At 61.5% G+C, this 26878-nt stretch carries 24 protein-coding genes, 1 tRNA gene and 1 riboswitch; of the genes, 11 read left to right on the top strand and 14 right to left on the bottom strand.

The annotated features are described in order from the left end of the window. Window positions 1-4: 4 nt before the first annotated feature. The 12 genes from J8Z04_RS05095 to secA form a co-directional block, all read right to left on the bottom strand. Complete coding sequence (locus tag J8Z04_RS05095; protein WP_212125587.1) at window positions 5-1042, bottom strand: tetratricopeptide repeat protein; 1038 nt, start codon at window positions 1040-1042, stop codon at window positions 5-7. Between the two features lie 38 nt (window positions 1043-1080). Continuing rightward, complete coding sequence (pal, locus tag J8Z04_RS05090) at window positions 1081-1563, bottom strand: peptidoglycan-associated lipoprotein Pal (RefSeq protein ID WP_043560851.1); 483 nt, start codon at window positions 1561-1563, stop codon at window positions 1081-1083. Between the two features lie 151 nt (window positions 1564-1714). Beyond that, window positions 1715-3082 carry a Tol-Pal system beta propeller repeat protein TolB gene (tolB, locus tag J8Z04_RS05085; protein ID WP_043560854.1) on the bottom strand — a complete coding sequence of 456 codons (1368 nt, stop codon included), beginning with the start codon at window positions 3080-3082 and terminating at the stop codon, window positions 1715-1717. A gap of 25 nt (window positions 3083-3107) precedes the next feature. Further along, complete coding sequence (locus J8Z04_RS05080; RefSeq protein ID WP_052349152.1) at window positions 3108-4133, bottom strand: hypothetical protein; 1026 nt, start codon at window positions 4131-4133, stop codon at window positions 3108-3110. Between the two features lie 11 nt (window positions 4134-4144). Then, window positions 4145-4579, bottom strand: coding sequence for a protein TolR (gene tolR, locus J8Z04_RS05075; RefSeq protein WP_043560856.1), 435 nt, complete (start codon window positions 4577-4579; stop codon window positions 4145-4147). Window positions 4580-4584: 5 nt separating this feature from the next. Then, window positions 4585-5316: a protein TolQ gene (tolQ, locus tag J8Z04_RS05070; protein WP_043560857.1), complete on the bottom strand. Its 732-nt coding sequence runs from the start codon at window positions 5314-5316 to the stop codon at window positions 4585-4587. Window positions 5317-5443: 127 nt separating this feature from the next. Beyond that, window positions 5444-5878, bottom strand: coding sequence for a YbgC/FadM family acyl-CoA thioesterase (locus tag J8Z04_RS05065; protein ID WP_192847993.1), 435 nt, complete (start codon window positions 5876-5878; stop codon window positions 5444-5446). Between the two features lie 24 nt (window positions 5879-5902). Continuing rightward, complete coding sequence (ruvB, locus tag J8Z04_RS05060; protein ID WP_408610201.1) at window positions 5903-6952, bottom strand: Holliday junction branch migration DNA helicase RuvB; 1050 nt, start codon at window positions 6950-6952, stop codon at window positions 5903-5905. A 29-nt stretch (window positions 6953-6981) separates the two neighbouring features. Further along, the gene (ruvA, locus tag J8Z04_RS05055) at window positions 6982-7620 is read right to left on the bottom strand and encodes a Holliday junction branch migration protein RuvA (RefSeq protein WP_043560863.1); all 639 of its coding nucleotides are present in this window, start codon (window positions 7618-7620) and stop codon (window positions 6982-6984) included. Then, window positions 7617-8123, bottom strand: coding sequence for a crossover junction endodeoxyribonuclease RuvC (ruvC, locus tag J8Z04_RS05050; RefSeq protein ID WP_192847992.1), 507 nt, complete (start codon window positions 8121-8123; stop codon window positions 7617-7619). Before ruvC ends, ruvA begins: the two co-directional genes overlap by 4 nt. Further along, window positions 8120-8869 carry a YebC/PmpR family DNA-binding transcriptional regulator gene (locus tag J8Z04_RS05045; RefSeq protein ID WP_043560868.1) on the bottom strand — a complete coding sequence of 250 codons (750 nt, stop codon included), beginning with the start codon at window positions 8867-8869 and terminating at the stop codon, window positions 8120-8122. The genes ruvC and J8Z04_RS05045 overlap by 4 nt, the downstream gene beginning before the upstream one ends. 101 nt (window positions 8870-8970) lie before the next feature. Then, on the bottom strand, window positions 8971-11628 hold the full coding sequence (gene secA / locus J8Z04_RS05040; protein WP_086431161.1) for a preprotein translocase subunit SecA: 2658 nt from the start codon (window positions 11626-11628) through the stop codon (window positions 8971-8973). Between the two features lie 343 nt (window positions 11629-11971). On the opposite strand from secA, the gene J8Z04_RS05035 reads away from it, so the two are divergent. The 8 genes from J8Z04_RS05035 (at window position 11972) to J8Z04_RS05000 (ending at window position 22531) form a co-directional block, all read left to right on the top strand. Then, window positions 11972-12910, top strand: coding sequence for a peptidylprolyl isomerase (locus J8Z04_RS05035; protein WP_043560875.1), 939 nt, complete (start codon window positions 11972-11974; stop codon window positions 12908-12910). Window positions 12911-12913: 3 nt separating this feature from the next. Further along, the gene (gene argJ / locus J8Z04_RS05030; RefSeq protein WP_192847991.1) at window positions 12914-14149 is read left to right on the top strand and encodes a bifunctional glutamate N-acetyltransferase/amino-acid acetyltransferase ArgJ; all 1236 of its coding nucleotides are present in this window, start codon (window positions 12914-12916) and stop codon (window positions 14147-14149) included. A gap of 234 nt (window positions 14150-14383) precedes the next feature. Further along, window positions 14384-15646, top strand: coding sequence for an NAD(P)/FAD-dependent oxidoreductase (locus tag J8Z04_RS05025; protein ID WP_192847990.1), 1263 nt, complete (start codon window positions 14384-14386; stop codon window positions 15644-15646). A gap of 236 nt (window positions 15647-15882) precedes the next feature. After that, the gene (locus tag J8Z04_RS05020) at window positions 15883-16620 is read left to right on the top strand and encodes a 2OG-Fe dioxygenase family protein (RefSeq protein ID WP_043560882.1); all 738 of its coding nucleotides are present in this window, start codon (window positions 15883-15885) and stop codon (window positions 16618-16620) included. A 78-nt stretch (window positions 16621-16698) separates the two neighbouring features. Continuing rightward, the gene (locus J8Z04_RS05015) at window positions 16699-17247 is read left to right on the top strand and encodes a hypothetical protein (protein WP_192847989.1); all 549 of its coding nucleotides are present in this window, start codon (window positions 16699-16701) and stop codon (window positions 17245-17247) included. Between the two features lie 334 nt (window positions 17248-17581). Beyond that, entirely contained in the window at window positions 17582-18562 is a 981-nt protein-coding gene (locus J8Z04_RS05010) for a homocysteine S-methyltransferase family protein (RefSeq protein WP_192847988.1), read from the top strand. A gap of 42 nt (window positions 18563-18604) precedes the next feature. Continuing rightward, entirely contained in the window at window positions 18605-21115 is a 2511-nt protein-coding gene (locus J8Z04_RS05005) for a TonB-dependent receptor plug domain-containing protein (protein ID WP_232086304.1), read from the top strand. Window positions 21116-21154: 39 nt separating this feature from the next. Then, window positions 21155-22531 (top strand): purine-cytosine permease family protein, encoded by a 1377-nt coding sequence (locus tag J8Z04_RS05000; protein WP_192847987.1) that lies wholly within the window; start codon window positions 21155-21157, stop codon window positions 22529-22531. A 32-nt stretch (window positions 22532-22563) separates the two neighbouring features. Here the strand turns inward: J8Z04_RS05000 and J8Z04_RS04995 are convergent. After that, window positions 22564-22637 (bottom strand) — tRNA-Gly (locus J8Z04_RS04995). Window positions 22638-22805: 168 nt separating this feature from the next. Further along, a riboswitch (SAM riboswitch) is annotated at window positions 22806-22886 on the top strand. A gap of 78 nt (window positions 22887-22964) precedes the next feature. Here J8Z04_RS04995 and metZ point away from each other — a divergent pair. From metZ to ispF, 3 genes are all read left to right on the top strand, one after another. Further along, entirely contained in the window at window positions 22965-24176 is a 1212-nt protein-coding gene (gene metZ, locus J8Z04_RS04990) for an O-succinylhomoserine sulfhydrylase (protein ID WP_192847986.1), read from the top strand. Window positions 24177-24337: 161 nt separating this feature from the next. After that, window positions 24338-24814, top strand: coding sequence for a Co2+/Mg2+ efflux protein ApaG (gene apaG / locus J8Z04_RS04985; RefSeq protein ID WP_154981641.1), 477 nt, complete (start codon window positions 24338-24340; stop codon window positions 24812-24814). 26 nt (window positions 24815-24840) lie between these two features. Further along, window positions 24841-26064: a 2-C-methyl-D-erythritol 2,4-cyclodiphosphate synthase gene (ispF, locus tag J8Z04_RS04980; protein WP_192847985.1), complete on the top strand. Its 1224-nt coding sequence runs from the start codon at window positions 24841-24843 to the stop codon at window positions 26062-26064. 99 nt (window positions 26065-26163) lie between these two features. Here the strand turns inward: ispF and J8Z04_RS04975 are convergent, their stop codons facing one another. After that, entirely contained in the window at window positions 26164-26877 is a 714-nt protein-coding gene (locus J8Z04_RS04975; protein ID WP_192847984.1) for an ATP12 family protein, read from the bottom strand. Between the last annotated feature and the right edge of the window lies 1 nt (window position 26878).

Raw genomic sequence — 26878 nt, 5'->3', positions numbered from 1 at the left:
CTCCTTAATGACAGCCTGCCCGCTCGCTGAAAATTTTCTCGGACGACTTCACCCGGGCCGAAGCATTGGGGAATTCCTTGTGCAGCCGTTGCAGGGCCTCGCAGGATGCCGTCCTGTTGCCCAGTGCCAGCATGGACGCCGAAACACCCAGCAGGGCCTCTGGTGCCCGTGGGGAATCAGGCGAATGGCTGTACACATCGTAGTAGGTCAGGGCGGCATTCTTGTAGGATTTCTGCCCGGCCAGCGACTGCGCCAGCAGATACTGGGCCTCCGTGCGGCTCCAGCCCGTCTTGCTCTGCTTGAGGGCCTGCCGGGCCTGTGTCTCCGCAGCCTCATACTGATGGGCCTTCAGGGCCGCACGACCTGCCTTGAGGGTATCGGCCACGGAGGTTGCCTGTGGCGTTGCCGGCGGTGCCGCTACGACCGCCGCCGGGGCTGATGCCGCCGCTTCCCCGGCCTCGGGAGCCGGACGGGGCGCAGCATGATGACCATTCTCGAGGGCAAACTGCATGTCCCCCATCTGCTTCGCCACCGCAGCCTCATCCTGATGAAGCTGATTGCTCATCTGCTCCATCTGGCCATGCATCTCCCGCACCTGGCTCTCCAGAGAATTCACACGCTCCAGCAGATTGGCCACAAGATCGCCTCCGCTACGCCCTGATGAAACACCCGAAGACCGGTTGCTGTCATCACCGCTGGATGTCGGAAGGGGAGCGGAAAGATCCTCACCCTGCTCATCAACACTGCCCACACCATCACCCAGGCCACCACCATCATGCTGACGGGCCAGTGCCTGATGCTGCCGCATGATGGCCTCGCGGGAGAGACCATCCTCCGCCCATGCCGGAGCAAATGCTGCGCTTGCCGTGCAGGAGAGCAGCACGGCCCCCAGCGCACTTTTCAGAATGGCTGAAACAGGCCCCAGAACAGGCCGAGCAGAATGACCCATGATCTCATCTCCCAACGGACAGGCAATCATCACACATAAAAAAATCGGGCCGGTTTCCTCAACCGGCCCGACCTTTCCCGGAAAGGGCATCATCTGCCCCTTCCTACAGGTTTCCCGGAACCGGGCCTGCTTTAACGGACAGACGTAATGGCGTTACGGTTCTGTGCCCATGCTTCCGGCGTATCACCATCAGCCGTCGGCCGGTCCTTACCATAAGAGATCGTCATGATACGGGACGGCGCCACACCCTTGGCCTCCAGATACTCACGGGCGGCATTGGCACGACGCTGACCCAGAGCAATGTTATACTCCTCGGTGCCACGGTCGTCACAGTTGCCAGCCACCAGGATGTTGACCTGCGGGTAACGGGCAAGCCAGGCAGCCTGCTTGTCCAGCGTGGCACGGCCTTCGCTGTTGAGCTGGTTCTTGTTCAGCTCGAAATAGACGCGGTCCCCGGCAGTGGCGACCAGATCAGCCTGGCTGCCCGGAACGGGACCCTGGCTCATCTGCTGCATGTTCTGCCCATCGCCATTGTTGTCGTGGTCCTTGTGGTTACCACTACAGGCGGTCAGAGCGCAGGCCATGCCCAGCACGGCGAACATCTTCAACTTCATGACAATCTCCTGCAAAAAGATGCACCCCAGTAGATGGGGAGTTTTTCACCCACCTGCAAGACGCAGATGGGGAAAGGCGGCTGGCAGCCCGAAGGCCACCGATGCCATGGAAGCACAAGGTCTCCCATGGCCAGAAAAACATTCCCTGCGCTCAGCGCCGCAGCGGCGACCAGGCCGGGTCAGAAGCCCCGGTCGTAGTAGGAATGATATGCTCATTGAAGCCTGCCACGTCAATCACGGCGATGGAAGAGCTGAAGCCCGCTCCCCCAGCCCCTGCCGCATTCTGGCGACAGAATGCCAGCGCACGGCCATTGGGAGCAAAGCTTGGGCTTTCCACCGTGAAGCCCTGTGTCAGAGACCGCTCACCAACGCCATCCGGCCCCATCACGCCAAGGGTGAACCCCCCTGAACCAATGCGGACAAAAGCGATCTGGTCCCCTCTTGGTGACCACACGGGCGAGCCATAGTGACCATGGCCGTAGGAAATGCGCCGGGCATCCCCACCATTGACGCTCATCACGTAAAGTTGTGGCGAACCGCCACGGTCAGAGTTGAAGACGATGTTCTGGCCATCCGGGCTGAAGCACGGGCTGGTATCAATCACACCCGGGGCCGATGTCAGACGACGCCGATGCTGGGTCGCCAGATCAATCAGGTACAGATCCGCCCCGCCATCCCTTGTCGTGGCGGACAGGATGATGCTCCGCCCATCAGGAGAAAAGCGGGGAGCGAAAGAGATCCCCTCGAACGTGCCCAGAATGGTCTGCTGTCCCGTATTGAGGTCATAGACATACACACGGGGCCGATTGTTGGCATAGGACAGAAATGCCAGCTGCTCGCTGATCGGGCTGAAGCGGGGTTCCAGCGTCAGCCAGCTGCCATTGGTCAGCATGTGGGCATTGGCCCCATCCTGATCCATGATGGCCAGACGGGTGGACTGATGCCGCCGGGGACCTGTACGGGAAATATAGGCGATGCGGGTATCGAAATAACCATCCTCGCCCAGCAGGCGCTTGTAGATGGCATCCGCAATGATGTGTGCAATGCGGCGCCAGTTGCTCTGGGAGGCCGTATAGGCCCGACCTTCCATCTGCTGGCCCGCCACAACGTCCCAAAGGCGCATCTCGACCCGCACACTGTCAGACCCGGCGGCACTGCCGGCCACAGCCACACGGGCCCCACGGCCCTTCAGTGCCGAGAAATCCGGCTGAACGGAAGCCGGTACCGTTCCCCCCATGACCTGGAAAAGCCCTGTGCTGGACAGGTCGGCCGAAATGACGCCAGAAATCTGGTTCCCCAGCCCCGGCCCGAAATCAGGAATCACGATGGGAATGGGGGCCTGATGGGCGCCAGCGACCGTGATCTCTGCCGGAGCGCTGTCACCTGCTGCCCGGGCCGTCCCGCCCAGAAGAGCCAGCGGCGTGACAAGCACACCACTGGCGGCAGCACCGCCCAGAAGGGAGCGGCGGGACAGATGCCGCTGGAGGATGCCGGCTTCGGTATCAGAAAAAAACGACATGAAACAACCTCAGATAAATCCAGCCTCAGGGCTTGAACAGAAAACGGAACTGCCGCACCTGCCCCAGCAGGCGCTTCGGCACGGGCAGGCGGGAACAGGTTGGACTCAACACGGCATCCCTCGCCCGCTCGGCCTGGACCCGATAGGTCGGATCCGCTGCCATACGGGCACGGGTCTCCGGCAGAAATGTGACCATGCGGGCCTCGCCGGAGGCATCCACCGTCACCATCATGCGGGCAGAGAAATTCTGGTAATTCCGGGCCAGCGTATCCTCCTGGTAGCAGCGCTGCACGGACGACCCGATGGCATTCTGCTCACCACTTGTCAGCGCCCCGGTATCGCCATCAGGACGGCCACCACCACGGGGTGACCCACCCTGCGCCTGATTGGGCATCGCCTTGGGCGGGCGCTCCTGCTTCTCCTGGCTCCGGTACTCATCCAGCGTGGCCAGCAGGGAGCGGCTGTCCTCCTGCGTTTTTTTTGCCTCATGCTCCTGCTGGGTATGGGAGAGCTGCGGCTTGGCAGGGGGCTTTTCCACCTTGTGATCCGGCGCCTTGACCTGTGCCTGCTTATGCACGGGCTCCGGCTTCGGCTTTGCCTGTTCACTCACCTCACCCTTTTCCTGCACGGGAGCACGCTGCTGGACCGGCGTTTTCACCGCCACATGGGAAGGTTCCGGCGCAGCCTGTACAGGCCGGGGTGGTGGCGGAGCGGGCGGAGGTGGCTCAACCGGCTTCGGCTTGGGCGGCTGTGGCGCCGGTGGGGCCTTTGTCTCCGTAGGTGCCTGCGGCGCCGGAACCTCGGCCTTGTGAGAAGACCGGGCCGCTGGCCGGGCCCCGCCGGTCGTCTCATACACCATGGTGACCGTCTGCTCGTCCGGCTGAGGTTCCGGCAGCGGTGGCTGTGGATGCCAGAGCAGAAAGCCCAGCACTCCCCCATGCAGCAGCAGGGAAGCCAGCACCCCGCCCGTCACCAGGCTGGACTGCTTCCTTTCCCGCCGCTGATAGGGCGGTGGTGTTTCGTCAAACGGTGATGACGCAGAGAGGCTCACACAGTCTCTCCTTACTGGCCGCCCTGCGGCTGCTGTGCCAGCAGGGCAACATGCGTGAAGCCGCCAGATGTGATCTGCCCCATCGTGCTCATCACCTTGCCATAGTCGATATGGGCATCGGCCCGCACAAAGATGCGACGGCCAGGATCATCGCTTGCCATCTGCTTCAGCCGTGTCACGAGGTCATCCCCACTGACAGGGTCATCCCCCAGATACAGGCTGCCGTCGCTCTTGATGGATACCGTAATGGGCTTGTCGTCCGAGTTGACCGGCTTGGCGCTTGTCTGCGGCAGATCGACATTCACACCGCTGGTCAGCATCGGTGCCGTCACCATGAAGATGATGAGCAGCACGAGCATGACATCCACCAGCGGGGTGACATTGATGCCAGCTTCAGGCTGGCTCCGCCGCCTGCCCCTGCGTCCACTGCGTGATGAAGCCTCCATGATGCTCAGCCCCTCCCGCTGCCGCGCTCTTCGGACTGGCGGGAGAGGATGGCTGCAAACTCGGTCCCGAAGCCTTCCATCCGCTCAGCAAAATTGTCCACGCTACGGCTGATGAGGTTGTAGGCCACATAGGCCGGGATGGCCGTGAGCAGACCGATGGCCGTCGCAAACAGGGCCTCGGAAATGCCCGGTGCCACGACGGAGAGGTTCGTATTGTGCATGGAAGCGATGGAGCTGAATGCGTGCATGATACCCCAGACCGTCCCGAACAGCCCGACAAACGGAGCTACCGGGCCGATGGTGGCCAGCATGACGAGGTAGCGGCTCAGACGTTCGGTCTCACGAGCGACCGTAATGCTGATGGCCCGGTCGATGCGCTCGGACGTACCCCCATGAATCACGTCAATGCCCGCAATACGGGAGGACCGACGCCACTCCCCCATCGCCGCCCCGAAAACGGCAGCCATCGGATGGACAGGCCGGGCACCCTCGCTGTCATAAAGATCATCCAGAGACCCGCCGGACCAGAATCTGTCCTCAAACCCCGTGGCCTCGCGATTGACCCGACGGAGGAGAAGCACCTTCTCCACAATCACCGCCCACACAAAAATGCTGCACAGCACCAGCCCGATCATGACCAGCTGCACAGCCAGCGAAGCATTCAGGAACAGATGAAAGGGCGAAAGCCCCGCTGCCCCGGCAGCACCCAGAGCACTCGAATTCACAGCCTGATCCACTCCGCTTTCTCCTGTTTTCTATGGTTCTGTTGGATAAAGGACTACTGCCCCATGTTGCGGCAGGATGCTCCTTTTTCAATGGCACAGGACGCAGAAAGAGCAAACATCTTTATCTTTAAATCTTTTGTCAGGCGGAACGTTCTTCCGGCACCGTCAGTCCTGAGAGTTTTTCCCTGTAGGATGCCAGAAGACGCAAGGGGCTCATGCCAGCCAGCTTCAGGCAGGCCAGTTCCACCTCAATCACCACTGACTTCTGCCCCGCACGGGAAAGATTGGTGATGACCTGCCGCAGATTCAGCCGGGCTCCCGACATCTGAAGCAGCACCGTCTCCACATCCATCAGTTCATCCAGCCGCAGGGGCGCATGATACCGGATACCCAGCTGCCTGACGACAAAACCGATTCCATCCTGTTCTGCCATCTCTCCGACGCCAAGCCCAAGGCTGCGCAAGGCCTCAGCCCGGGCCCGTTCGGCAAAACCCAGATACCGGGCATGATAAACGATGCCCCCTGCATCTGTATCCTCATAATAGATACGGAACTGACAGTGATGTGCCGCCATGCTGTTCTCCCCCGATGACGGCCCCTACAGGAACCGTGGTGCCAGATTGTCTGATGGCGGTGTGAGACCGAGATAACGCCAGCCCGGTTCACCCAGCATCCGCCCCCGTGAGGTCCGCAGGACGAGCCCTTCCTGTATCAGATAGGGTTCCACGACGTCCTCCAGCGTATCACGGGCTTCTGCCAAAGCTGCCGCCAGAGTTTCCACCCCTACTGGGCCACCCCTGTGATGCTCGGCAATGCGGCGCAGATAGCGCCTGTCCATCGCATCAAGACCATGACTGTCCACCTCCAGCCGGGAGAGGGCTGCATCTGCCAGCGCACGGTCAACAATCTCTTTCTTCGCCACAAGCGCAAAGTCCCGCACGCGGCGCAGCAGCCTTCCGGCAATGCGCGGCGTCCCTCGGGAACGGCGGGCAATTTCCTCGGCTCCTTCATCTGTCAGGGCCATGCCCAGCTTCCCCGCCCCCCGGCTGACGATCTGCCGCAATTCATCAGGCGCATAGAACACCAGACGCAACGGAATGCCGAACCGGTCCCGCAATGGTGTGGCCAGCAGGCCGGACCGTGTCGTGGCTGCCACGAGCGTGAAAGGCGCCAGATCAATCCGCACGGAACGGGCCGCGGGGCCTTCCCCGATGACGAGGTCCAGCTGGAAGTCCTCCATCGCCGGATAGAGGATTTCCTCAATCGCTGGCTGGAGACGATGAATCTCATCAATGAACAGCACATCACGAGGCTGAAGATTTGTCAGGATGGCCGCAAGGTCTCCAGCCCGCTGGATCACCGGCCCGGACGTGGCACGAAAGCCCACGCCAAGCTCACGGGAGACGATCTGCGCAAGAGTCGTCTTTCCCAGCCCCGGCGGGCCATGCAGCAGGACGTGGTCCAGCGCATCACCCCGTTTGCGGGCTGCCTCGATGAAAATGGAGAGATTTTCCCGACTGGCTTTCTGGCCCGTAAAGTCAGCCAGGGTCTGCGGCCGCAGGGTGGCATCGGCCACATCCTCCGGCTGGCGTGTGGCATCCGTCTCCGGCGCACGGCCGGGCGGCATATCTGGCACAAACTGGTTCATCGGCCCCGTTCTTTCCCTCTACCCTCTGCCTACCGGGCCAGTTCCTTGAGAGCAAGACGGATGATGACATCCAGCCCTTCCCCAACGTGGTCTCCAATGAGACGGCTGATGATGGGCCAGCTTTCAGCCCGACGGAAGCCCAGCCCTTCCAGCGCCATGAGGGCATCCTGCTCCAGCCCGGCACTGCCATGCAGGCTGGTACTGATGGCTGCTCCGCCCCCCCCAGCACTCATGGACGTCCCACTCATGCTGGCAGGAGCCGGCATTTTGGCCACTTTGCTCCTGAGCTCCGTCAGGAGGCGGACTGCCAGCTTGGGGCCAACCCCGGCAGCCTGCGTAAAGGCTGTCCTGTCCTCAGCATGGACAGCCTGCCAGAGCAGACTGGGGCGGCTGACTGACAGAATGGCCAGAGCCACACGGGCCCCTACACCCTGAACGGTCGTGAGAAGACGGAACCATGCCTGCTCATCCGCCTCCGCAAAACCAAAAAGCTGGATGGCATCTTCCCGCACAACCGTTTCCACCAGTACACGGGCGACTTCCGGCGGGCGGGGCAGCAGCCCCAGCGTATGGCTGGAGGCTGAGACAACATACCCCACCCCATTCACATCAATGAGGCAGTGATCACCATCGATATGAGAGACAAGGCCTGTCAGCTGTCCGATCATGCCATGCGTACTCCTGCGGCTACATGCCGGGCACTGGCCCGATGATGGGCATGGCAGATGGCGATAGCCAGTGCATCAGACGCATCAGCCCGCCGGACCTCCGCCCCCGGCAACAGACGGCGGACCATCATGCTGACCTGCTCCTTCGTGGCCGCCCCCGTACCAACCACAGCCCGCTTCACAGCCATGGCCCCATATTCATGCACGCTCAGCCCGGCAAGGGCGGGCGCAAGCAGGGCCACGCCACGGGCATAGCCCAGCTTGAGCGTGGAGGAGCCGTTGCGGTTCACATAGGTTTCCTCAACGGCAGCTTCTGCAGGACCATACTGCTGGATGAGCCTCATCAGCCCCTCATGCAGGTCGCACAGACGGCGGGGAACGTCATCACCACTCTGGGTCGCCAGCACACCGTCAGCCACATGGCGCAGGCGGTTCCCCTCCACATCCACGATACCCCAGCCCATAAAACGCAGGCCGGGATCGATCCCCATGAGACGGATCAAGCTGCCAGAGCCTCGGCCACCTCATCAGGGAGGTCGAAATTGGCATAGACGGCCTGCACATCGTCATTCTCCTCAAGCACGTCAATCAGCTTGAGAACGGAGCGGGCCTGATCCTCATCCAGCGTGACGGTCGTCTGCGGACGCCAGTCCAGCTTGGCGGAACGGGGTTCGCCAAAACGGCCTTCCAGCGCATCACGCACGCTCATCAGGGCCTCCATGGCCGTGGTGATTTCGTGGCCGTCTTCCGTGGTCTCCACGTTATCAGCCCCGGCTTCAATGGCGGCTTCCAGCATGTCATCCTCAGAAGCAGCATCCTGCGGATAGGTGATCACGCCGATATGGTCAAAGCCAAAGGACACGGAATTGGTTTCTCCCATGGAACCACCATGCTTGGAGAAAGCCGCCCGGACTTCGGAGGCCGTACGGTTGCGGTTATCGGTCAGCCCCTCGATGATGATGGCCACACCAGCCGGACCGTAGCCCTCATAACGGACGGCCACATAATCCTCACCACCACCGGCACCGCTGGCCTTCTTGATGGCACGCTCGACCGTATCCTTGGGCATGTTGACCTCACGGGCTGCCGTGATGGCAGCACGCAGGCGGGGGTTCATGGCCGGGTCTGGCATGCCGGACCGTGTGGCCACCGTGATCTCACGGATGACCTTGGCAAACTGCTTGGCGCGCTTGGCATCCTGCGCACCTTTGCGGTGCATGATGTTCTTGAACTGTGAATGTCCTGCCATGGACCTTACTTCTCCCAAAACAATGTTGAAACACCCATTACCATGCACCAGCACACCGTGCATCAGAAGGGGCTGCCCCCAGCAGGAAGCAGCCCGCCTTCTCAGATCATCCTGCCGTGGCAGTGCTTGAATTTCTGCCCGGACCCGCAGGGACAGGGAGCATTGCGGGGGACCTCATTGAGCCAGCGGGCCAGCGTGGCCGTATCCAGCGCCTCCTCATCAGCGGGACCATCCTCCTCCATGAAAGCAGTCGGCCCCGGCGGCATGGACGGTGCCTCGCTGACGGGCTGGACATGCCCGACAGACTGCACGACACGCAGCCGCAGGTCCTCCAGCATGTATGTGAACATCTGGAAGGCTTCCTGCTTGTACTCGTTCAGCGGGTCACGCTGGGCATAAGCCCGCAGGCCGATCCCCTGACGCATCTGGTCCAGCCCGTGCAGATGTTCTTTCCATGCCGCATCGAATGACGTCAGAAGAATATGCTTCTCGATCAACCGCATCATTTCCGGGCCAACAGTCGCTGAACGGGCTGCATGGGCCTTCGTGGCTGTTTCTTCGATGCGGTCGATCAGATGCTCCTCATCCATGCCATCTTCTTTTGCCCAGTCGGCAATCGGCATGTCCAGATTCAGAATGCGATGCAGCTCACCAGCAAGGCCATCCACATCCCAGGCCTCCACAAAGGAATTCTCCGGAATATGGGCATGGACGAGCTCTTCAATCACCTTACCCCGCATCTCGGCAATCACGCCAGACACATCGGCGGATGCCATATATTCACGGCGCTGGGCATAGACCTCCTTGCGCTGTGCATTCATGACATCATCGTATTTCAGCGTGTTCTTGCGCATGTCGAAGTTGCGGGCCTCGACCTTCTTCTGCGCCTTTTCCAGCGCACGGTTCAGCCACGGATGCACGATGGCCTCACCCCGCTTGAGACCCATCTTCTGCATCATCGCCCCCATGCGGTCGGAGCCGAAAATGCGGATGAGGTCATCCTGAAGGGAAAGGAAAAAGCGGGAATTGCCCGGGTCTCCCTGACGGCCAGACCGCCCACGCAGCTGGTTGTCCACCCGGCGGCTCTCATGCCGCTCCGTCCCGATGACATACAGCCCACCAAGCTCGTGCACCCGCTTGTGGTCAACGGCCACCTGCGCCCGGACCTGTTCCGCAATGGCAGCCCGCTCAGCTTCATCCTCAATACCGGCAGTCTTTTCAGCCACCAGCATCTCGACATTGCCACCGAGCTTGATGTCCGTACCACGCCCTGCCATGTTCGTGGCGATGGTGATGGCACCCGGCGCACCGGCCTGTGCGACAATGCTGGCCTCACGCTCATGATGCCGGGCATTCAGCACATTATGCGGAATACGCTTCTGCCGCAGCAGGTGTGACAGAACCTCGCTCTGCTCGATGGAGGCCGTACCGACAAGAATGGGCTGGCCTGTCTCATGCACCTTGCGGACGAGTTCAGCCACGGCCTCATATTTCTCTTCCGCCGTGAGATAGACCTCGTCATCCGCATCCTTGCGGCGCACGGGCAGATTGGTCGGAATCTCCACGACCTGAAGATTGTAGATCTCGGCGAATTCGTCAGCTTCCGTCATGGCCGTACCGGTCATGCCAGCCAGCTTGGGATAAAGACGGAAATAATTCTGGAAAGTAATGGAGGCCAGCGTCTGATTTTCCTGCTGGATTTCCACACCTTCCTTGGCTTCCAGCGCCTGATGCAGGCCATCAGAGTACCGGCGGCCATCCATCATGCGGCCCGTGAACTCGTCAATCAGCATCACCTTGTCGTCACGGACGATATAATCGACATCCCTCGTAAAAAGCGTCCGGGCCCGCAGGGACTGCTGGACATGATGGACAACCGAGACGTTGTGGAGGTCATACAGACCGCCTTCACGCAGCAGGCCCGCCTCCTGAAGCAGCTCCTCGACACGGTCGGAGCCTTTTTCCGTCAGCGTGACAGTACGCAGCTTCTCATCCTTGTCATAAACATCCGGCTCTTTCACCAGCCGGGCAATCACGGCATCCACATGACGATAAAGGTCGGAGCTGTCATCCGCCGGACCGGAAATGATGAGCGGCGTACGGGCCTCATCAATGAGGATGCTGTCCACCTCATCGACAATGGCAAAGCTGAAGGCACGCTGGACCATTTCATCCAGCGAATACTTCATGTTGTCCCGCAGATAGTCGAAGCCGAACTCGTTGTTCGTACCGTATGTGATGTCCGCTCCATAGGCCGCACGGCGCTGGTCGTCCGTCAGGTTCGGGATGATCACGCCGGTGGTCAGGCCAAGGAAGCCGTAGAGGCGGGACATTTCCTCAGCGTCACGCTTCGCCAGATAATCATTGACGGTAACAACATGCACGCCCTTGCCAGACAAGGCATTCAGATAGACAGCCAGGGTCCCGACAAGGGTCTTGCCCTCACCCGTCCGCATCTCGGCAATCCGCCCATCATGCAGGACCATGCCCCCGATGAGCTGCACATCAAAATGACGCATCCCCAGCACACGGCGGGAGGCCTCACGACAGACAGCAAAGGCCTCGTCCAGGAGATCATCAAGGGAGGCACCCTCAGCCAGACGCTGGCGGAATTCCGCAGTTTTACCCTTCAGTTCATCATCCGTGAGAGCCTGCATCTGCGGCTCCAGAGCATTGATCTCCGGCACGCGCCGCTGATACTTCTTGAGTGAGCGGTCGTTGGAGTGGCCGAAGAGGGCGCGAGCAAGGCGTGAAAGCATGAGTTACCCTGAAAATTTTGCCACCAGCAACCATGTGCGCCCCTCTCCCCTATGGGAAACAAGGAAACGCCCGCTGCGGATGGTCACAACGCTTTTCATATCATGTCCGACATAAGGGCCCTCGTCATCATGGTCAATGGGAAAGCCCCCGTCCGGCTTCCGGACGCAGCGCAATTCTCCGCTTTTTCCCCTGTCAGGCACCAGCAGCCCAACCTGACGTCCGTACCAACATAAAATATAGGCAATACTTCGCCTTTCCGGCACCAAAGCCCTTGCTAGGGCAGGCAGGCTTTGTCATGGTGAAAGGGCTGAGTTTTAACAGATCGAAATGATGAGGTCTTACATGCGGCTTTCCCGCTCTCTTCTCCTGTGCACGGCCCTTATCGGGGGTGTCTCCTCTTCTGCCTCGCTGACAGCGCAGGCCGTGGCCGCCGACGCCCAGCCGGCCCCCGCCGCACAGCCGCAGGCCAAGCCCGCAGCAGACCCGAACATGCTGCTCGCCACCGTGAATGACCAGAAGATCACCCTGGGCGATGTCCAGCGCGCTGCTGCCACCCTGCCGCCGGAAGCGCGCCAGCTCCAGCCGGCCGTCATCATTCCGCTCCTGATCAACCAGCTCATCGACCAGAAGGCCATCCAGCTCCAGGCGGACAAGGCCGGGCTGGCCAGCAAGCCGGCTGTCAAGGCTGCCATGGAAGCAGCAGCAAACAATGTGCTCCAGAATGCCTATCTGGAAGAGCAGGTTGCACCGAAGCTGACGGACGATGCCCTGAAGGCCTACTATCAGGAGCATTTCGCCTCCAAGAAGCCTGAAGAGGAAGTCCATGCCCGCCACATCCTCGTGGATAGCGAGGCCAAGGCTGAAGGGATCATCCGGCAGCTGAACAAGGGGGCCGACTTTGCCAAGCTGGCTGGCCGTCTCTCCACGGACAAGGCATCCGGCGGCACGAATGGTGGCGATCTTGGCTGGTTCAAGCGTGGGGACATGATCCCGGATTTCTCCAACGCCGCTTTTGCCATGAAGTCCGGCACCATCACCCAGAAGCCGGTCCATACCCAGTATGGCTGGCACGTGATCCAGGTTCTGGGGACCCGCACGGCCCCCGTGCCGAGCTTTGAGCAGGTGCGTGACCAGATCCGCCGCGACCTGATCCGCCAGGAAGTCCGCAAGGTGGTGGAAGCTGCCGAGAAGCAGGCCCGAATCGTGCATTATGATGCCAAGGGCCAACCCATCACCAGTGCACCGGCGCCTGCCGCTGCCCCGGCACAGGCAACACACTGAGCCATGGCCAAACCATACCCCCGCTCCCCACTGGCACTCTCACTGCCCAAGCTGACCTCGATTGCCGGGGTGCGGCTCAGTGGTGTGGAGGCCAACATCCGCTACAGCGGGCGGACCGACCTCATGCTGGTCGAGTTCGCCCCTGGCACGACGGCCGCAGGTGTCTATACCCGCAATCTCTGCCCGGGGGCTCCCATCCCCTGGTGTCGCCGTGCGCTCGCCAGCACGCCCCATGCCCGGGCGCTGCTGGTGAACTCCGGCAATGCAAATGTCTTCACCGGTCGTGCCGGGGAAGAGGCCGTGGTAGCCTGTGCCGGAGAGGTCGCCCATCAGCTGGGCTGCCCTGTCGAGGATGTCTTCCTGGCCTCTACCGGGGTGATTGGCGAGACGCTTCCCTACAAGAAGATCCTCTCTGCCCTGCCCGCAGCCATTGAAGCCCTGCATGATGATGGATGGGAGGAAGCAGCCCGGGCCATCATGACCACGGACACCTTCCCCAAGGCGGCCCGTCGTGAAGTGAAGATCGGCAGCACAACGGTCTGCCTCCAGGGCATAGCCAAGGGGTCGGGCATGGTTGCGCCGGACATGGCCACCATGCTGGCCTACGTCGCCACAGATGCCTCCCTGCCCCAGCCGGTCCTTCAGGCCCTGCTGGAAGAAGGCGTGGGGCCGAGCTTCAACTCCATCACGGTGGACTCTGATACCTCTACATCCGACATGCTGATGCTTTTTGCCACCGGGCAGGCCGAGCATGAAGAGATCGGCAGTCATGAGGATGCCGCCCTGGCGGAATTCCGCACGGCCCTGAAGGACCTGCTCCATGAGCTGGCTCTGCTGGTCGTCCGTGATGGCGAGGGTGCCACCAAGCTGATCCGTGTCGATGTGCAGGAAGCTCAGGATGACGGGTCCGCCCGCAGGATCGCCATGGCCATTGCCAATTCTCCGCTGGTGAAAACCGCCATTGCCGGAGAGGATGCCAACTGGGGGCGTATTGTCATGGCCGTTGGCAAGAGTGGTGAGCCTGCCGACAGGGACCGCCTTTCCATTGCCATCGGGGACCACTGGGTGGCCAGCCAGGGCAGTGTGAAGGACCATGATGTCGAGGCGCTGAATGCCTACATGCGCCAGCAGGAGATCACGATCACGGCAGATCTGGGGCTTGGATCCGGCCGTGCGAGCGTCTGGACCTGTGATCTGACACACGGTTACATCGACATAAACGGCTCATACAGAAGCTGATACCGGGGGCATTTCCGCCCATATCCGGCAGGGTCAACCCCCAGTTGCGGACGGGGGCAGGCCCTGCCCCGGCAGGCACCGGTACCCCCCGGGGTGACAGGGGACCGGGACAATCAGAAAACAACATCGATGACCATGACAGGGCTTGTATATGGCAGGGCGGACCGCTAGAGCTCAGATATTGCTGCGCGTTCTGTTTGCGCCTGTCACGTCGGAAAAACGAGGAACGGTTCCATGTCCGCAAAGAAACATGTCGTCATTCTGGGAGGTGGTGTTGGCGGTCTGGAAGCCGCAACCCAGCTCAGCCACAACTCCCATGTCCGCATTACCCTGATTGATCAGAACGCCGTCCATATCTGGAAGCCTGTCCTGCATGAGCTGGCATCCGGCACGATCGGCCAGAAAGGCAACCTGTTCGCCTTCAATGAGCTTTCCAAACGTTTCGGCTTCTCCTTCATCCAGAGCACGCTGGACACCATCGACAGCACAACAAAGACGCTGAACCTGGAAAACGGGCAGGTCCTGAATTACGATCTGCTCGTCGTGGCTCTGGGCTCCTGCGCAAACGACTTCGGCACGCCCGGGGCGAAAGAAAACTGCCTCTTCCTCAATTCCCTGGCTGATGCCAACGCCATCCACGACCGTTTCCGTACACTCATTGAGCGGGCGCAGCTGACAAACAAGCCTGTCCACCTGAACATTGTTGGGGGTGGTGCCACTGGGGTGCAGCTGGCTGCCGAGCTCTGCCAGGCCATCGACAGCACTCCCGGCCTTGGCCCCTCTGCCCGCAAAAGGCTGCTCAGGCCCACACTGATCGAGGCGCAGGACAGACTGCTGCCGCCTTTCCCCGAGCAGGTTTCGGCCGAGGCCAAGGCCGAACTGGAGAAGCTGGGATTCGATGTCATCACCGGCGGCATGGTCAGTGAGGTCGGCTGCGGCTACATCGCCCTCAAGGATGGCCGGCGCATCGAGTCCGACTTCCCCATCTGGGCTGCTGGGGTGAAAGCCTGCGTGGCGACCTCCCTCCTGAAGAATCTTGAGCTCAGCCGCAGCGGGCAGATCATGGTCACCAACACGCTCCAGACCACGAAAGACCCGTCCATCTATGCCATCGGTGACTGCGCCCGCATGGAGGTCAACCCCACAGCCCCCACGGCGCAGGCCGCCCGGCAGGAAGGCCGTTATGTCGGCCGGGTTGCCATTCCCCGCCAGCTGGCTGGCAAGGCAGCGGTCCCGTTCGTCTATAACGACCGTGGCGCCGTCGTGGCCCTGGGGCGGTACAATGCCTGGGGCATGTGGCCCTCCAAGAAGGGGTTCGGCGGCCATGGCTTTGGAGCCCAGCTGGCCCGCTTCATCCATGAAGGTCTGTTCCGCCAGCACCAGATGGGCATCAGCGGTCTTTTCCGTACCGTCTGTGCAGCCCTCGGCGAACGCTTCAAGCCCAACAATCCTGATCTGAACGGCAAGAAACCGTCAGCACAGCCGGAACAGGACTGAAGCGGCCCTTCCCCCCAACCCGGCAGCCCCCTTCACGGCAGGTGAAGGGGGGTTGCCCTGCGGGGGCTCAAAAGGCCTGTACACTCCACCATCAAGGTTTCTCACCAGGACGGCACAAGGCGCAAGACAGTTGCCGGGAGACCTTTTATACTCGGGCTCTGTGCCATCATGATCCGTACCGCCAGAAAAGGGCAGCCCCAGTCTGCTCCCCTTGCGGCGACAGGGGAACGCCTGCCATGACCCTATCCTGTACAGCTTCCACCGGTTCTATCGAACAGCAGATCATCAAAAACGGTTTTGCCTTTCTCCCCGCTCGACAGGCCAGAGCGTGGCTGGAGCCCTGCGGCCTGAAAGACTGGCAGGGTTTTGCTGAAAGCTGGAATGATCTGGGCATGGACCTCTACATGGCTGATGGCGGGCGCTACCGCCGTCGTCGCTATGGGACCTTTTCCATCACTGGGAACAGCCTGACCCGCAAGGACCATCAGCCCCATTATCAGAGCCGGGATTACAATCTGCTCAATGGCGGGGTAGAACGCTGGTTCAGTCCCATCACTGACGAGGTGGGGCGACATCCGGCCCTTGCGGCCATTCTCCAGGCCACCTCCACCATGGCGGACCACCTCTCCCCGGAACGACCCCAGCCAGCCCCGTGGCATGTGGAGGTCCATCAGTTCCGCATCGAGGCCGCCAGCGATGCAGAGGCTCTTCCCACGCCGGAAGGGATGCATCGTGATGGCGTGGACTGGGTTTTCGTCTTCATGGTCAACCGCTGCAACATACGGGAAGGCGTCACGAGCATCCATGCGCTGGACCAGCAGACCGTACTGGGGTCCTTCACCCTGACAGAGCCGCTGGATACTGCCATTGTGGACGATCACCGCGTCTATCACGGCGTGACGGCGGTAGAACCGGAAGACCCCACCCTGCCCGCCTACCGTGACGTGCTCGTCGTCACCTTGCGGTATGAATGAGCACAACCCTGTTACCCTGCCATTCATGGCGGGCTTCCCTGTCTTTTCCTGACCCGTCCCCCAGAGGATAACGACGCCATGACACGTTCATCACCTGTTCCTGTCCGCCTCCGTGGCCTTGCCGGAAACCTGTGCCGTTCCGCCATCGTCATGGGTCTCTTCGGTTTCATCCAGACCAGCCCGGCCAAGGCGGCCAGCCAGAAGCATCCGTCACGTCATCATCATTCAGCACAGCACTCCAGCACGACACCCGTGGAGCTGAAAGCCCAGCCCGGCACGGAGCTGGACAGGCAGGCCCGCAGCCTGAATGCAGACCTTCTGGACGATGCGGCCCGCCACAACGAGACACCCATCGTCCTGACAGGGACAGCCAAACTCGCCCCAAAGCAGAAAAACATGATCCTGTTCGTGCAGCTGCAATCATACCGCCTCTGCGGGTCTGCAGGCTGTACCACCTCCATCTATCGCAGGAATGGCAACAAATGGGACACACTGCTGGACAGCGTGAACGGTTCCATCCGTATTGCCCGCCAGCGTCACAACGGTCTGGCTGACATCATTATTGATGGCAACGACCGCTGGGTATTTGACGGGCAGAAATACGAGGACACTCTCAACAGCCCCTGATTCTTCGGGCCCCACCGTCATGTTGGCAGGCGCTGGGGCCCTTTTTCATCTTTCTGCAAAGGAATGACAAAATCCGGCTGATACCGGAGAAAATATTTTTTACAGTTTTTTATATGGATATAATCATATCATTATATGATAAATACAATACATTAACTTGCCGTCACCTTTAGCTCTCAATAATACCCATCTCCGCCCACTTCTATACTTTGCATATAACATCATGCTTATATGTGTATGGGATTGATATTTTCGTCAAGTTTTTTTACCCATGGCGCTCCTTCAACAGACAGAAAACGGGGACCAGACCACAGCCCCCCAATGAGCCAGCGCCATGCCTCCTTCCACCACGCCCTTCTCTTCCGTAGCTGACCGGACACCTCTCATCCTTGATGGTGGCATGGGGCGGGAGCTGCACCGCATGGGAGCTCCGTTCCGCCAGCCGGAATGGTCAGCCCTCAGCCTGATGGAGCGGCCCGATCTGGTGCAGCAGGCCCATGAGAACTTCCTCAAGGCCGGGGCGCATGTCATCACGACCAACAGCTATGCCGTCGTGCCATTCCATATCGGTGAGGAACGTTTTGCCGCACGGGGCGAGGAACTGGCCCGCCTCTCCGGCCATCTGGGACGGCAGGCCATTGCAGCACAGGCCCAGGGTGGAAAGCCGTCTCTTCTGGCCGGTTCCCTGCCACCGGCAGGCGGCTCTTACCGTCCCGACCTGTTCACCCCCCAGAAGGCAGAGGCTATCCTGACGCCGCTCATCCGTGGGCTGGCACCCTCGGCCGATCTCTGGCTGGCAGAAACACAGAGCAGCATCGCCGAACTGCAGACAGCCCACAGGCTCGTCCAGCAGAGCACGGACGATGCACGCCCCTTCTGGGGCAGTTTCACGCTGGATGATTCCGATCCCGCCGCTCTCATCCACCAGCACGCCCCGGTCCGCCTGCGGTCGGGTGAACTGCTGGAAAAAGCCGTGGAAGCCGCCCTTCAGCTGAAGCTGGAGGCCCTGCTCTTCAACTGCAGCGACCCCCGCATCATGGAAACGGCCCTGCACACAGCCCGAAAGGTGCTGAAAACCCACGGAGATTCCACCACCCTGAAACTGGGCGTGTATGCCAACGGTTTCGCCCACAACCATCATGACGGCGAAGGCGAAGGAGCCAATGAAAGCATCACGCCACTGGATGGCACGCTGACATCCCAGCGTTACGCCGACTTCGCCCAGCACTGGCTTGCTGCCGGGGCCGACATCATCGGGGGCTGCTGTGGCATCGGGCCGGAGCATGTCGCCGCCCTCGCCGCCCGTTTTTCCTGACCTGCTGACCCACCGCCCATTTCGCACTCTGGAGACACCACAATGCCCCGCCTGCATGGCTTTCACCGTCTGCCTGCCTCCCTGCTGTCCCTCTCCTGGCTTATGGGGTCATGCGGCATGGGCCTTGGCCTCGCCACGGCCCTGTCAGGCTCACTATCCACCGCCAGAGCCGCCACAGTGACAGGCACGGCCACGACCTCCCCAGCGGCCAGCAGAAAGACACAGGCCCGCAAGAGCACATCCACAACCCGCCACAGGCCCCATGCCATCAATGCCAGATCAGCCGAACATCTGACCGTCCACCGGACAAACACACCGCTGAAACGGGCACGGGCCAGCACCTCACCGGTGGATATCGTCACGGCACAGCAGCTCCAGCGCACGGGGCAGCTGAACGTGGCGGAAGCTCTGGCCCGCATCAATCCGTCCATCACCATCAGTGCAGCAGGGTATGACGCCTCGGCCCTGACCTCCTCCATCCGCCTGCGGGGGCTGAACCCCAACCACACGCTCGTGCTCGTCAACGGCATACGCCGCCACACCACGGCGAACATCAGTGCCGACAGCGGGCCGGAGGAAGGCTCCAGCCCGGTGGACCTGAACATGATCCCCCCGGAAGCCATCGACCATATCGAAATCCTGCGGGACGGTGCCGCCTCCCGCTACGGGGCGGACGGGCTGGCCGGTGTCATCAACATCGTGCTGAAAAAGGACGTCAGAAGCTCCGACATTGATGCCCAGACAGGCGCAAATGCCTATAACGGCGATGGCTGGCAGTACCAGTTCGGCTTCGACAAGGGCCTAGCCCTGGGCGAGGAGGGGTACGTCAATCTGGCCGGGCAGATGTACCATACCGACCATTTCATCCAGAAAGGTCTGGACGTCCGCACGAACCGTTATGACGACCCGGCCCTCAGCCTTGCCGAGGAAACCCGCCAGACCCTCAGCCTCAATTTCGGCAAGCATTTCACCCAATCCCTGGAAGGCTACGGCTTTGTCACCTATGCCCACCGTCACGGTGAAGGCTTCCAGGATTACCGGACGCCGGACACGTTCCCGCAATATTATCCCGACGGGTTTTCTCCCATCGAGGCCATGGAGGAACAGGACTACGCCGTCACACTGGGGCTGAAGGGCCGCCTGCCTGCCGGGTTCCACTGGGATGCCAACACGACATACGGGGCCGATGATGACCACATGACCCTGAAGAACAGTGGCAGCCCGGCCTATTATGCCGATTATGGCACATCCCCCACGAAGGTCCGGACGGAACGCTTCAAGAACGAACAGTGGAACAACACGCTGAACATCAGCCACAGGTTCGCCTTTGCCCCTGGCCGTTCGCTGGATCTCTCCTTCGGTGCCCAGCACAGGCTGGAGAAATACACCATCGGGGCCGGTGAGCCTGCCTCCTACTACAAGGGTGGTCTCCAGGGCTTTGCGGGCCTGATGCCGCAGAATGCGGGATCATGGACCCGCAACGTCTGGGCGGGCTACATTGATGCGGACTTCCACCCGCTCCGGCATCTCGATGTCGATTTCGGCGGACGGTATGAGCATTATACCGATTCCGGCAATGCCGAGACGGGCAAGATCGCCGCCCGGTATGACGTGACGAAACGCTTTGCCCTGCGGGCCACCATCAGCAACGGCTACCGTGCTCCCACCCTGCTGGAGCAGCATTACAGCGTGCTCAGCGTCATCCCCAACGGGGCCTCGGCCAGTCTGCCTGTCAGTTCCGCAGCGGCCAGCTCCCTCGGGGCCCAGCGGCTGAAGGCGGAACGCTCCACCAACGCCAGCGGCGGCATCGTGCTGGAACCCGTCACGAACCTTCATGTCTCGGCCGACGTGTACCAGATCAACATCCGCAACCGCATCTCACCGGGCGGCAGCTTCCAGGGCAGTGCGGCAGAAAATGCCATCGCCCTGATGGGGGCCTCCCTGCCCGGCGGGCTGGACCCGGACAACGTCACGGCCACCTACTTCACCAACGGGGCCAGCACCCGCACGCAGGGGCTGGACATCATGGCCGATTACGCCCTGAAGCTGCACCGCTACGGGTCACTCAATCTCAGCCTGGCCCTCAATCTGAACCGCACCCGCATCCACCATCTCAACACCTATGCGGACGGATCGCCCATCCTCAATGCCCAGCAGATCGGCTACCTCACCACGGCGTCACCCCGCAGCAAGATCGTTCTCAACGCATACTGGAAGCTGGACCGCTGGAATGTGAACCTCCGCCAGACACGCTATGGCGAGACGGTCAACAACGTGACCTATCAGGACCAGGCCCCGGCGGCCCTGCAATATTCGCAGAGCCAGTTCCACCGCTTCGTGAACACACCTGCCTGGCTGACGGACCTTGAGGTCGGCTTCCAGGCCACGAAGCGCATCCATCTGGCCGTCGGCGGGAACAACCTCTTCAACGTCCGGCCCCGCCGGATGCCGCTGGAAAACTCCTACACCGGCTCACTGTTCTACGACAACAATTCCGCCGGTATCCCCATGACGGGCGGCTATTACTACGGGCGCATCAACATCAGCCTGTAACCCCGGAGACAGGCACGGACCACGACAGGGCAGACCACCATGTTCTCAGCGATCGAGCAGCACACCATCCACCCCATCCCCGCCTCGGACAGGCGGGGCCGCCCGCGGGACCAGTTCACCATCTGGTTCAGCACCAACATGACGCTGCTGACGGTCGTGACGGGTGCGCTGGGGCCGTTGCAGTGCCACATCTCCTTCACCCTAACGACCCTTGCCTTCCTGCTTGGCAGCCTGCTCGGGGCTGTCTTCATGGCCCTTCATGCCGTGCAGGGGCCACGGCTTGGGGTGCCGCAGATGATCCAGAGCCGGGGGCAGTTCGGTGCATGGGGAGCCATGCCGGTCATCCTGATGGTCGTCGTCATGTATGTCAGCTTCGTCGCCTCCAACTGCGTGGTGGGCGGCGATGCGCTGCGGAGTGTCCTGCCCTCGCTGGGAGCACATCCGGCCATCCTCATCATGGCCGTCCTCAGCCTGCTGCCCTGCATCATCGGCTACCGGACGATCGAGATATTCTCCTCGGCGGTTTCCTTCATCACGACGGCCGTCATCCTGCTCTGCTTCTTTGTCGGGCTGGCGAGCCTGCCACACGGGCAGGCCTTTCTGGCAGACATGCACGGCTCCTTTGCCGGGTTTCTCCAGGCCTTTTCCATCGCCGTGCTCTGGCAGATCGCCACGGCTCCCTATGTCTCCGATTCCTCACGCTACCTGCCGGATGAGAAGGCCAGCTATCCCCGCATCTTCCTCGCCTGTTATGGCGGCACGATCGGCGGAACCTTTCTGGCGATGGCAGCGGGGGCCTTCCTCAGTGCCGCCACAGGGCTATCACCCGCCGTCGCCATCACCCACATGACGGGACCATGGGCAGGGCTGATCATCCTCGTCCTGGGGCTGTCCATCGCCTTCGCCAATGCCATGGACCTCTACTGCTGCACGCTCTCCCTCATCACGCTGCTGCACAGCTGCCGCACCAGCTGGCAGCCACGGGGGCGCAGCCGCCTCATCATCACCCTGCTGATCATCCTGACAGCCACGGCGATGGCCCTTTTCATGGCGAAGTCCTTCAATGCCGCCTACAGCGCCCTGCTGGACCTGCTCATGGCCGTCATGATCCCGTGGACAGCCATCAACCTTGCGGACTTCTACCTCATCCGCAAAGGGGACTATCATGTCCCATCCTTTTTCGAACGGGATGGCGGGGTCTATGGGCTTGTGAACGGCCCGGCCCTGTTCAGCTACGGGCTGGGGATTCTGGCGGAAATTCCCTTCCTGAACCTGTCCTTCTATCATGGCCCGCTGCTGGAGCGGCTGCATGGCGTGGACATCTCATGGCTGACGGCCCTGCTCGTCTCCACGCTCAGCTATCTTCTGCTGGCACGGTACGGAAAAGCCCACCACACCCAACAACCGGGCGGATGAAGAGACGACCTTCTGATTTTCAGGGGAAAGACTGGAGCGGATGAGGGGAATCGAACCCCCGTATGCAGCTTGGGAAGCTGCCGTTCTACCATTGAACTACATCCGCTTCGTGGGGCCTCTTATACCGGCTGGCAAAACCCTGCGCAATCCCCTTTCCATCATATTTTCCAGCAGAGTATCGCCCTTCTCCGAACATCTTCCGGCGAACCGTGACCGGTTCTCCTTGACGCCCCCTTCCACCGGGCGCATAGTCGGGGCGTGGCGTTGCTGGACGGTAACCCACCCTCGTGATTTGATAGGCCGGCTTGCGGCGAGGTAAAAGAACATGCGCTAAAGAGGCCCTGTTTCTCTCCCGCAGAATCAGGACTTCATACGGCCTCCATCCTAATCGGGCAGGCCGCCGGGTGGTCTGCCTCTTCAGCTGGAGGAACCCATGCCCTCTACCGACCAGTCCTTCCTCTCCTCCTGCCGCACCGACACACGTCTGCTGCACGAGGCCCGCAACCGCACCGAACATGGTGAAACGTCGGACGCCATCTTCCCGACCTCCGGTTTTGTCTATGACAGTGCAGAACAGGCCGAAGCCACCTTTGAAGGAACAATCCAGCATCTTCAGTATTCCCGCTATGGGAACCCCACGGTTGATGCGCTTCAGGATCGCCTTGCCCTGCTTGAAGGGGCCGAGGCCTGCCAGACGACATCCACCGGCATGGGGGCCGTCTCCTGTGCCCTGCTGGCCCAGCTGAAGGCTGGTGACCGTGTCGTGGCCAGCAGTGCGCTCTTCGGCTCCACACACTGGCTGCTGGACTCGCTACTGCCCGGCTATGGCATCGAGACCGTCATGCTGGACGGCACCGACCTCAAGGCCTGGGAAGAGGCTCTTTCCAAACCCACCCAGGCCGTGCTGATCGAGACCCCCTCCAACCCGATGCTGGATGTTCTGGACATCCGCCACATTGCCGACCTTGCCCACAAGGCGGGGGCCATCTTCATGGTGGACAATGTCTTCGCCACACCTGTCGGCCAGAAGCCGCTGGAACTCGGGGCGGATGTCGTCATCTACTCCTGTACCAAGCATATTGACGGTCAGGGCCGTGTGATGGGCGGGGCCATTCTGGGCAGTCAGGAATGGATCACCGGAACACTCCAGCCCTTCGTCCGCAATACAGGCAACACGCTGTCTCCCTTCAATGCCTGGGTGCTGTCCAAGGGGCTGGAAACGCTGCGCCTGCGTGTGGAGGCCATGGCCCATAATGCGGCCCGCCTTGCTGACGCCCTGAGCGAACTGCCCGGCATCACGTCCGTCCGCTATCCCGGCCGCAAGGATCATCCCCATGCCGACCTTGCCCGGAAACAGATGAGCAATGGCGGAACACTGGTGGCCTTCAGCGTCGCCAATGGCAAGAAAGGGGCGTTTGCCTGCCTCAACGCTTTCCGGCTCATTGCCATTTCCAACAATCTGGGGGATGCCCGCAGCCTTGCCACCCACCCCGCCACCACCACCCACCGCAAGCTGACGCAGGAACAGCGTGATGCTCTGGGCATCACGGATGGGTCCATCCGCTTCTCGGTCGGGCTGGAAGATGTGGAGGACCTGATCGAGGACCTGCGCCGTGGGGCCGAAGCCGCCCGGCAGGCAGGCTGAACGACCCGGCCTGCAAGCCCGTCCCCGCACTCCCCGTGAACGGGACGGGCGGCCACGACAGGTCAGACATATGAAGACATTCCAGAATACCAGTAAGGGAAAATCCGCCGCTCCTGACAGAATGACCTGACAAATCCCCATAATGATTCTAGTAAAGGCCCATGTCCGATAATTCCCTCCCCCCGGAAGGCCCGATGGCCGAGACGGAAACCCTCGAGATGGAGCCCATCACGTCCCTGCCCGCCTTTACGGCCCATACCGGCGACGTGACCGTGAATGTCCGCCCTTTCTGGGTTGATGAACATTCCGACCCGGAGGAACACCGTTATGTCTGGCTCTATCATGTGCTGATTGAAAACAGAGGCAAGGAGAGCATCCAGCTTCTCTCACGCAGCTGGACCATCACGGATGATCGGGGTGGGCGTGAAGACGTGCATGGTGAAGGCGTGGTGGGCGAGCAGCCCGTCATTGCTCCAGACAGCAGCTATCAATATACATCCGGAGCTGAACTCAAAACACCGAGCGGCTTCATGGAGGGCCTCTACCACATGGTCACTCCGGCCAGCGGCCATCGTTTTGATGTCACCGTGCCCGTATTCAGTCTGGACAGTCCCCATCACATGGGCATGACCCACTGACGGACAGCAGAAAAGGACCCGCCATCTTGAACGCCCCTCATGCCCGCCCGAAACACAGACGCATTGCCGCCCTTCTTCTGGCGGCGGGGCGTGGGCGGCGGTTCTCTGCCGGTGCCCCGCAGGAACAGGCCAGCATAAGCAAGCAGTTCCATCTTCTGGCCGGGCAGCCGGTCATCCGGCACGCCGCCATGGCCCTGCTGCCGCATGTCGATGTCCTCCAGCCGGTTGGCAGCGACCCGCTCCTGCCCGAGGCCCTGGCAGGGCTGGATGTCCTTCCCCCGGTCGAGGGCGGAGCCGAACGGCATGACAGCGTGCGGGCCGGACTGGAGGCCCTAGCAAAACTGCCCGAGCCGCCTGATGTCGTTCTCGTGCATGACGGGGCCCGCCCCTGCGTCCCGGCTGCTGTCATCACCCGTACCCTTGAGGCACTGGAGACCCATGAGGGTGTCATCCCGGCCCTGCCTGTCAGCGACACGCTGAAGAAGGTGGAGAATGGCCTCATCACCGGGACGGTCTCACGGGAGGGCCTCTGGCGTGCCCAGACCCCGCAGGGCTTCTCCTTCCCGCTGCTGCGGGACCTGCATGACCGGCACCGCACCGCCCTGACCGATGATGCCGGCCTGCTGGAGGCGGAAGGGCACAAGGTGGCGATCGTCATGGGTTCGGAAGACAATATCAAACTGACCGTTACGGAGGATCTGATGCGGCTTGAACGTGTAATTGAGGACCAGAAGACCCAGCCTGCGCAGGCTACCGTTCTTCTGCCCCGTGTCGGTCTGGGTTATGATGTTCATGCCTTTGCCGAAGGCCGCAAGCTCATCCTCTGTGGCATCGAGATTCCTCATGAGAAGGGCCTTGCCGGTCACTCCGATGCCGATGTGGGCATCCATACACTCTGCGACGCCATCTATGGTGCGCTGAATGAGGGCGACATTGGCCGTCACTTCCCCCCCACGGATGAGAAATGGCGTGACATGGATTCCGCCCGCTTCCTCATCCATGCCGGAGAGCTGATCCGCTCCAAAGGAGGAATGCTGGTCAATGCGGACCTGACGATCATCTGCGAGCGCCCGAAGATCGGCCCTCATGCCAAGGCCATGTGTGCCCGTCTTGCCGAGCTGCTGAAGGTCAGTCCCAGCCGCATTTCCGTCAAGGCCACGACCTCCGAGCGTCTGGGCTTCACGGGGCGGGAAGAAGGCATCGCCGCCACGGCTGCCGTCAGCATCATGGTGCCGGACAGCGGGGAGTAAGACGCTCCCTCCTTCCGCAGGGCCAGTCGTGAAAAAGCCCCTCCAGAGACCCGTTCTGGAGGGGCTTTTCCGTTCCATGAAATCACGCTTCCTGTCCGGTCAGGCTGCTTTCACCCGCCCCTGCGCCAGATTCAGGAAACGGAGCGCATCGGCAATATCCGTGTTCCGCTTCTCAAGCAGTGTGGCGAGTTCCCTGTCGTGGCCCCATTTTTCCAGCTGACGGTATTCGTCGGCGTGGGCAAGATGCACGGCCTCGTCAAAGCTGACCACGTCATGCACCAGAGCCAGCGGCAGAAGCAGGCTGCCCATGATGGGCACCATGACACCCAGAGCCGTCAGCTGGGCAGGCTCCAGCTGCGACAGGTAATGCGTCAGGGCCTCGCCATAGGCGGCAGGCTGCTCCAGAGGCATGAGACCATCCGTCATGGCCGGATGCAGCCCCTGTTCCGCAGCCCAGGCCCGGATGCGGGCCGTCACGGCATCATCCTGCGCCACACTCCGGTAGCAGAGATTGTCATCAATGCCATAAGCGTGCAGGGCGGCTTCCATCGCTGCACGATCGGGCAGGATGCGCTCGATCTGACTGCCCGCCATGCGGGTCAGGACCAGATCATCCGGGGTGAACTGGGCACCCTCGGCAATCTGACGCCATTCTTCCGCAAGGGCCTCTGCCAGAGCAGGAGATGACACGGCCAGGGCCGTTCCGGCAGGCAGCTTCACGGGCCTGCCATCCAGCAATGGTCCCTGCTGGCCAGACTCACCGACTGGCCCCACTGTCACCTGTTTCCAGAAACGCCTGTGCAACTGTGCCATG

This window comes from Bombella apis, assembly GCF_018221685.1.
GTDB classification, from domain to species: Bacteria; Pseudomonadota; Alphaproteobacteria; order Acetobacterales; family Acetobacteraceae; genus Bombella; species Bombella apis.
The sequence above is the reverse complement of the archived record's forward strand: the minus strand, read 5'-3'. Positions and strand labels throughout refer to the sequence as shown.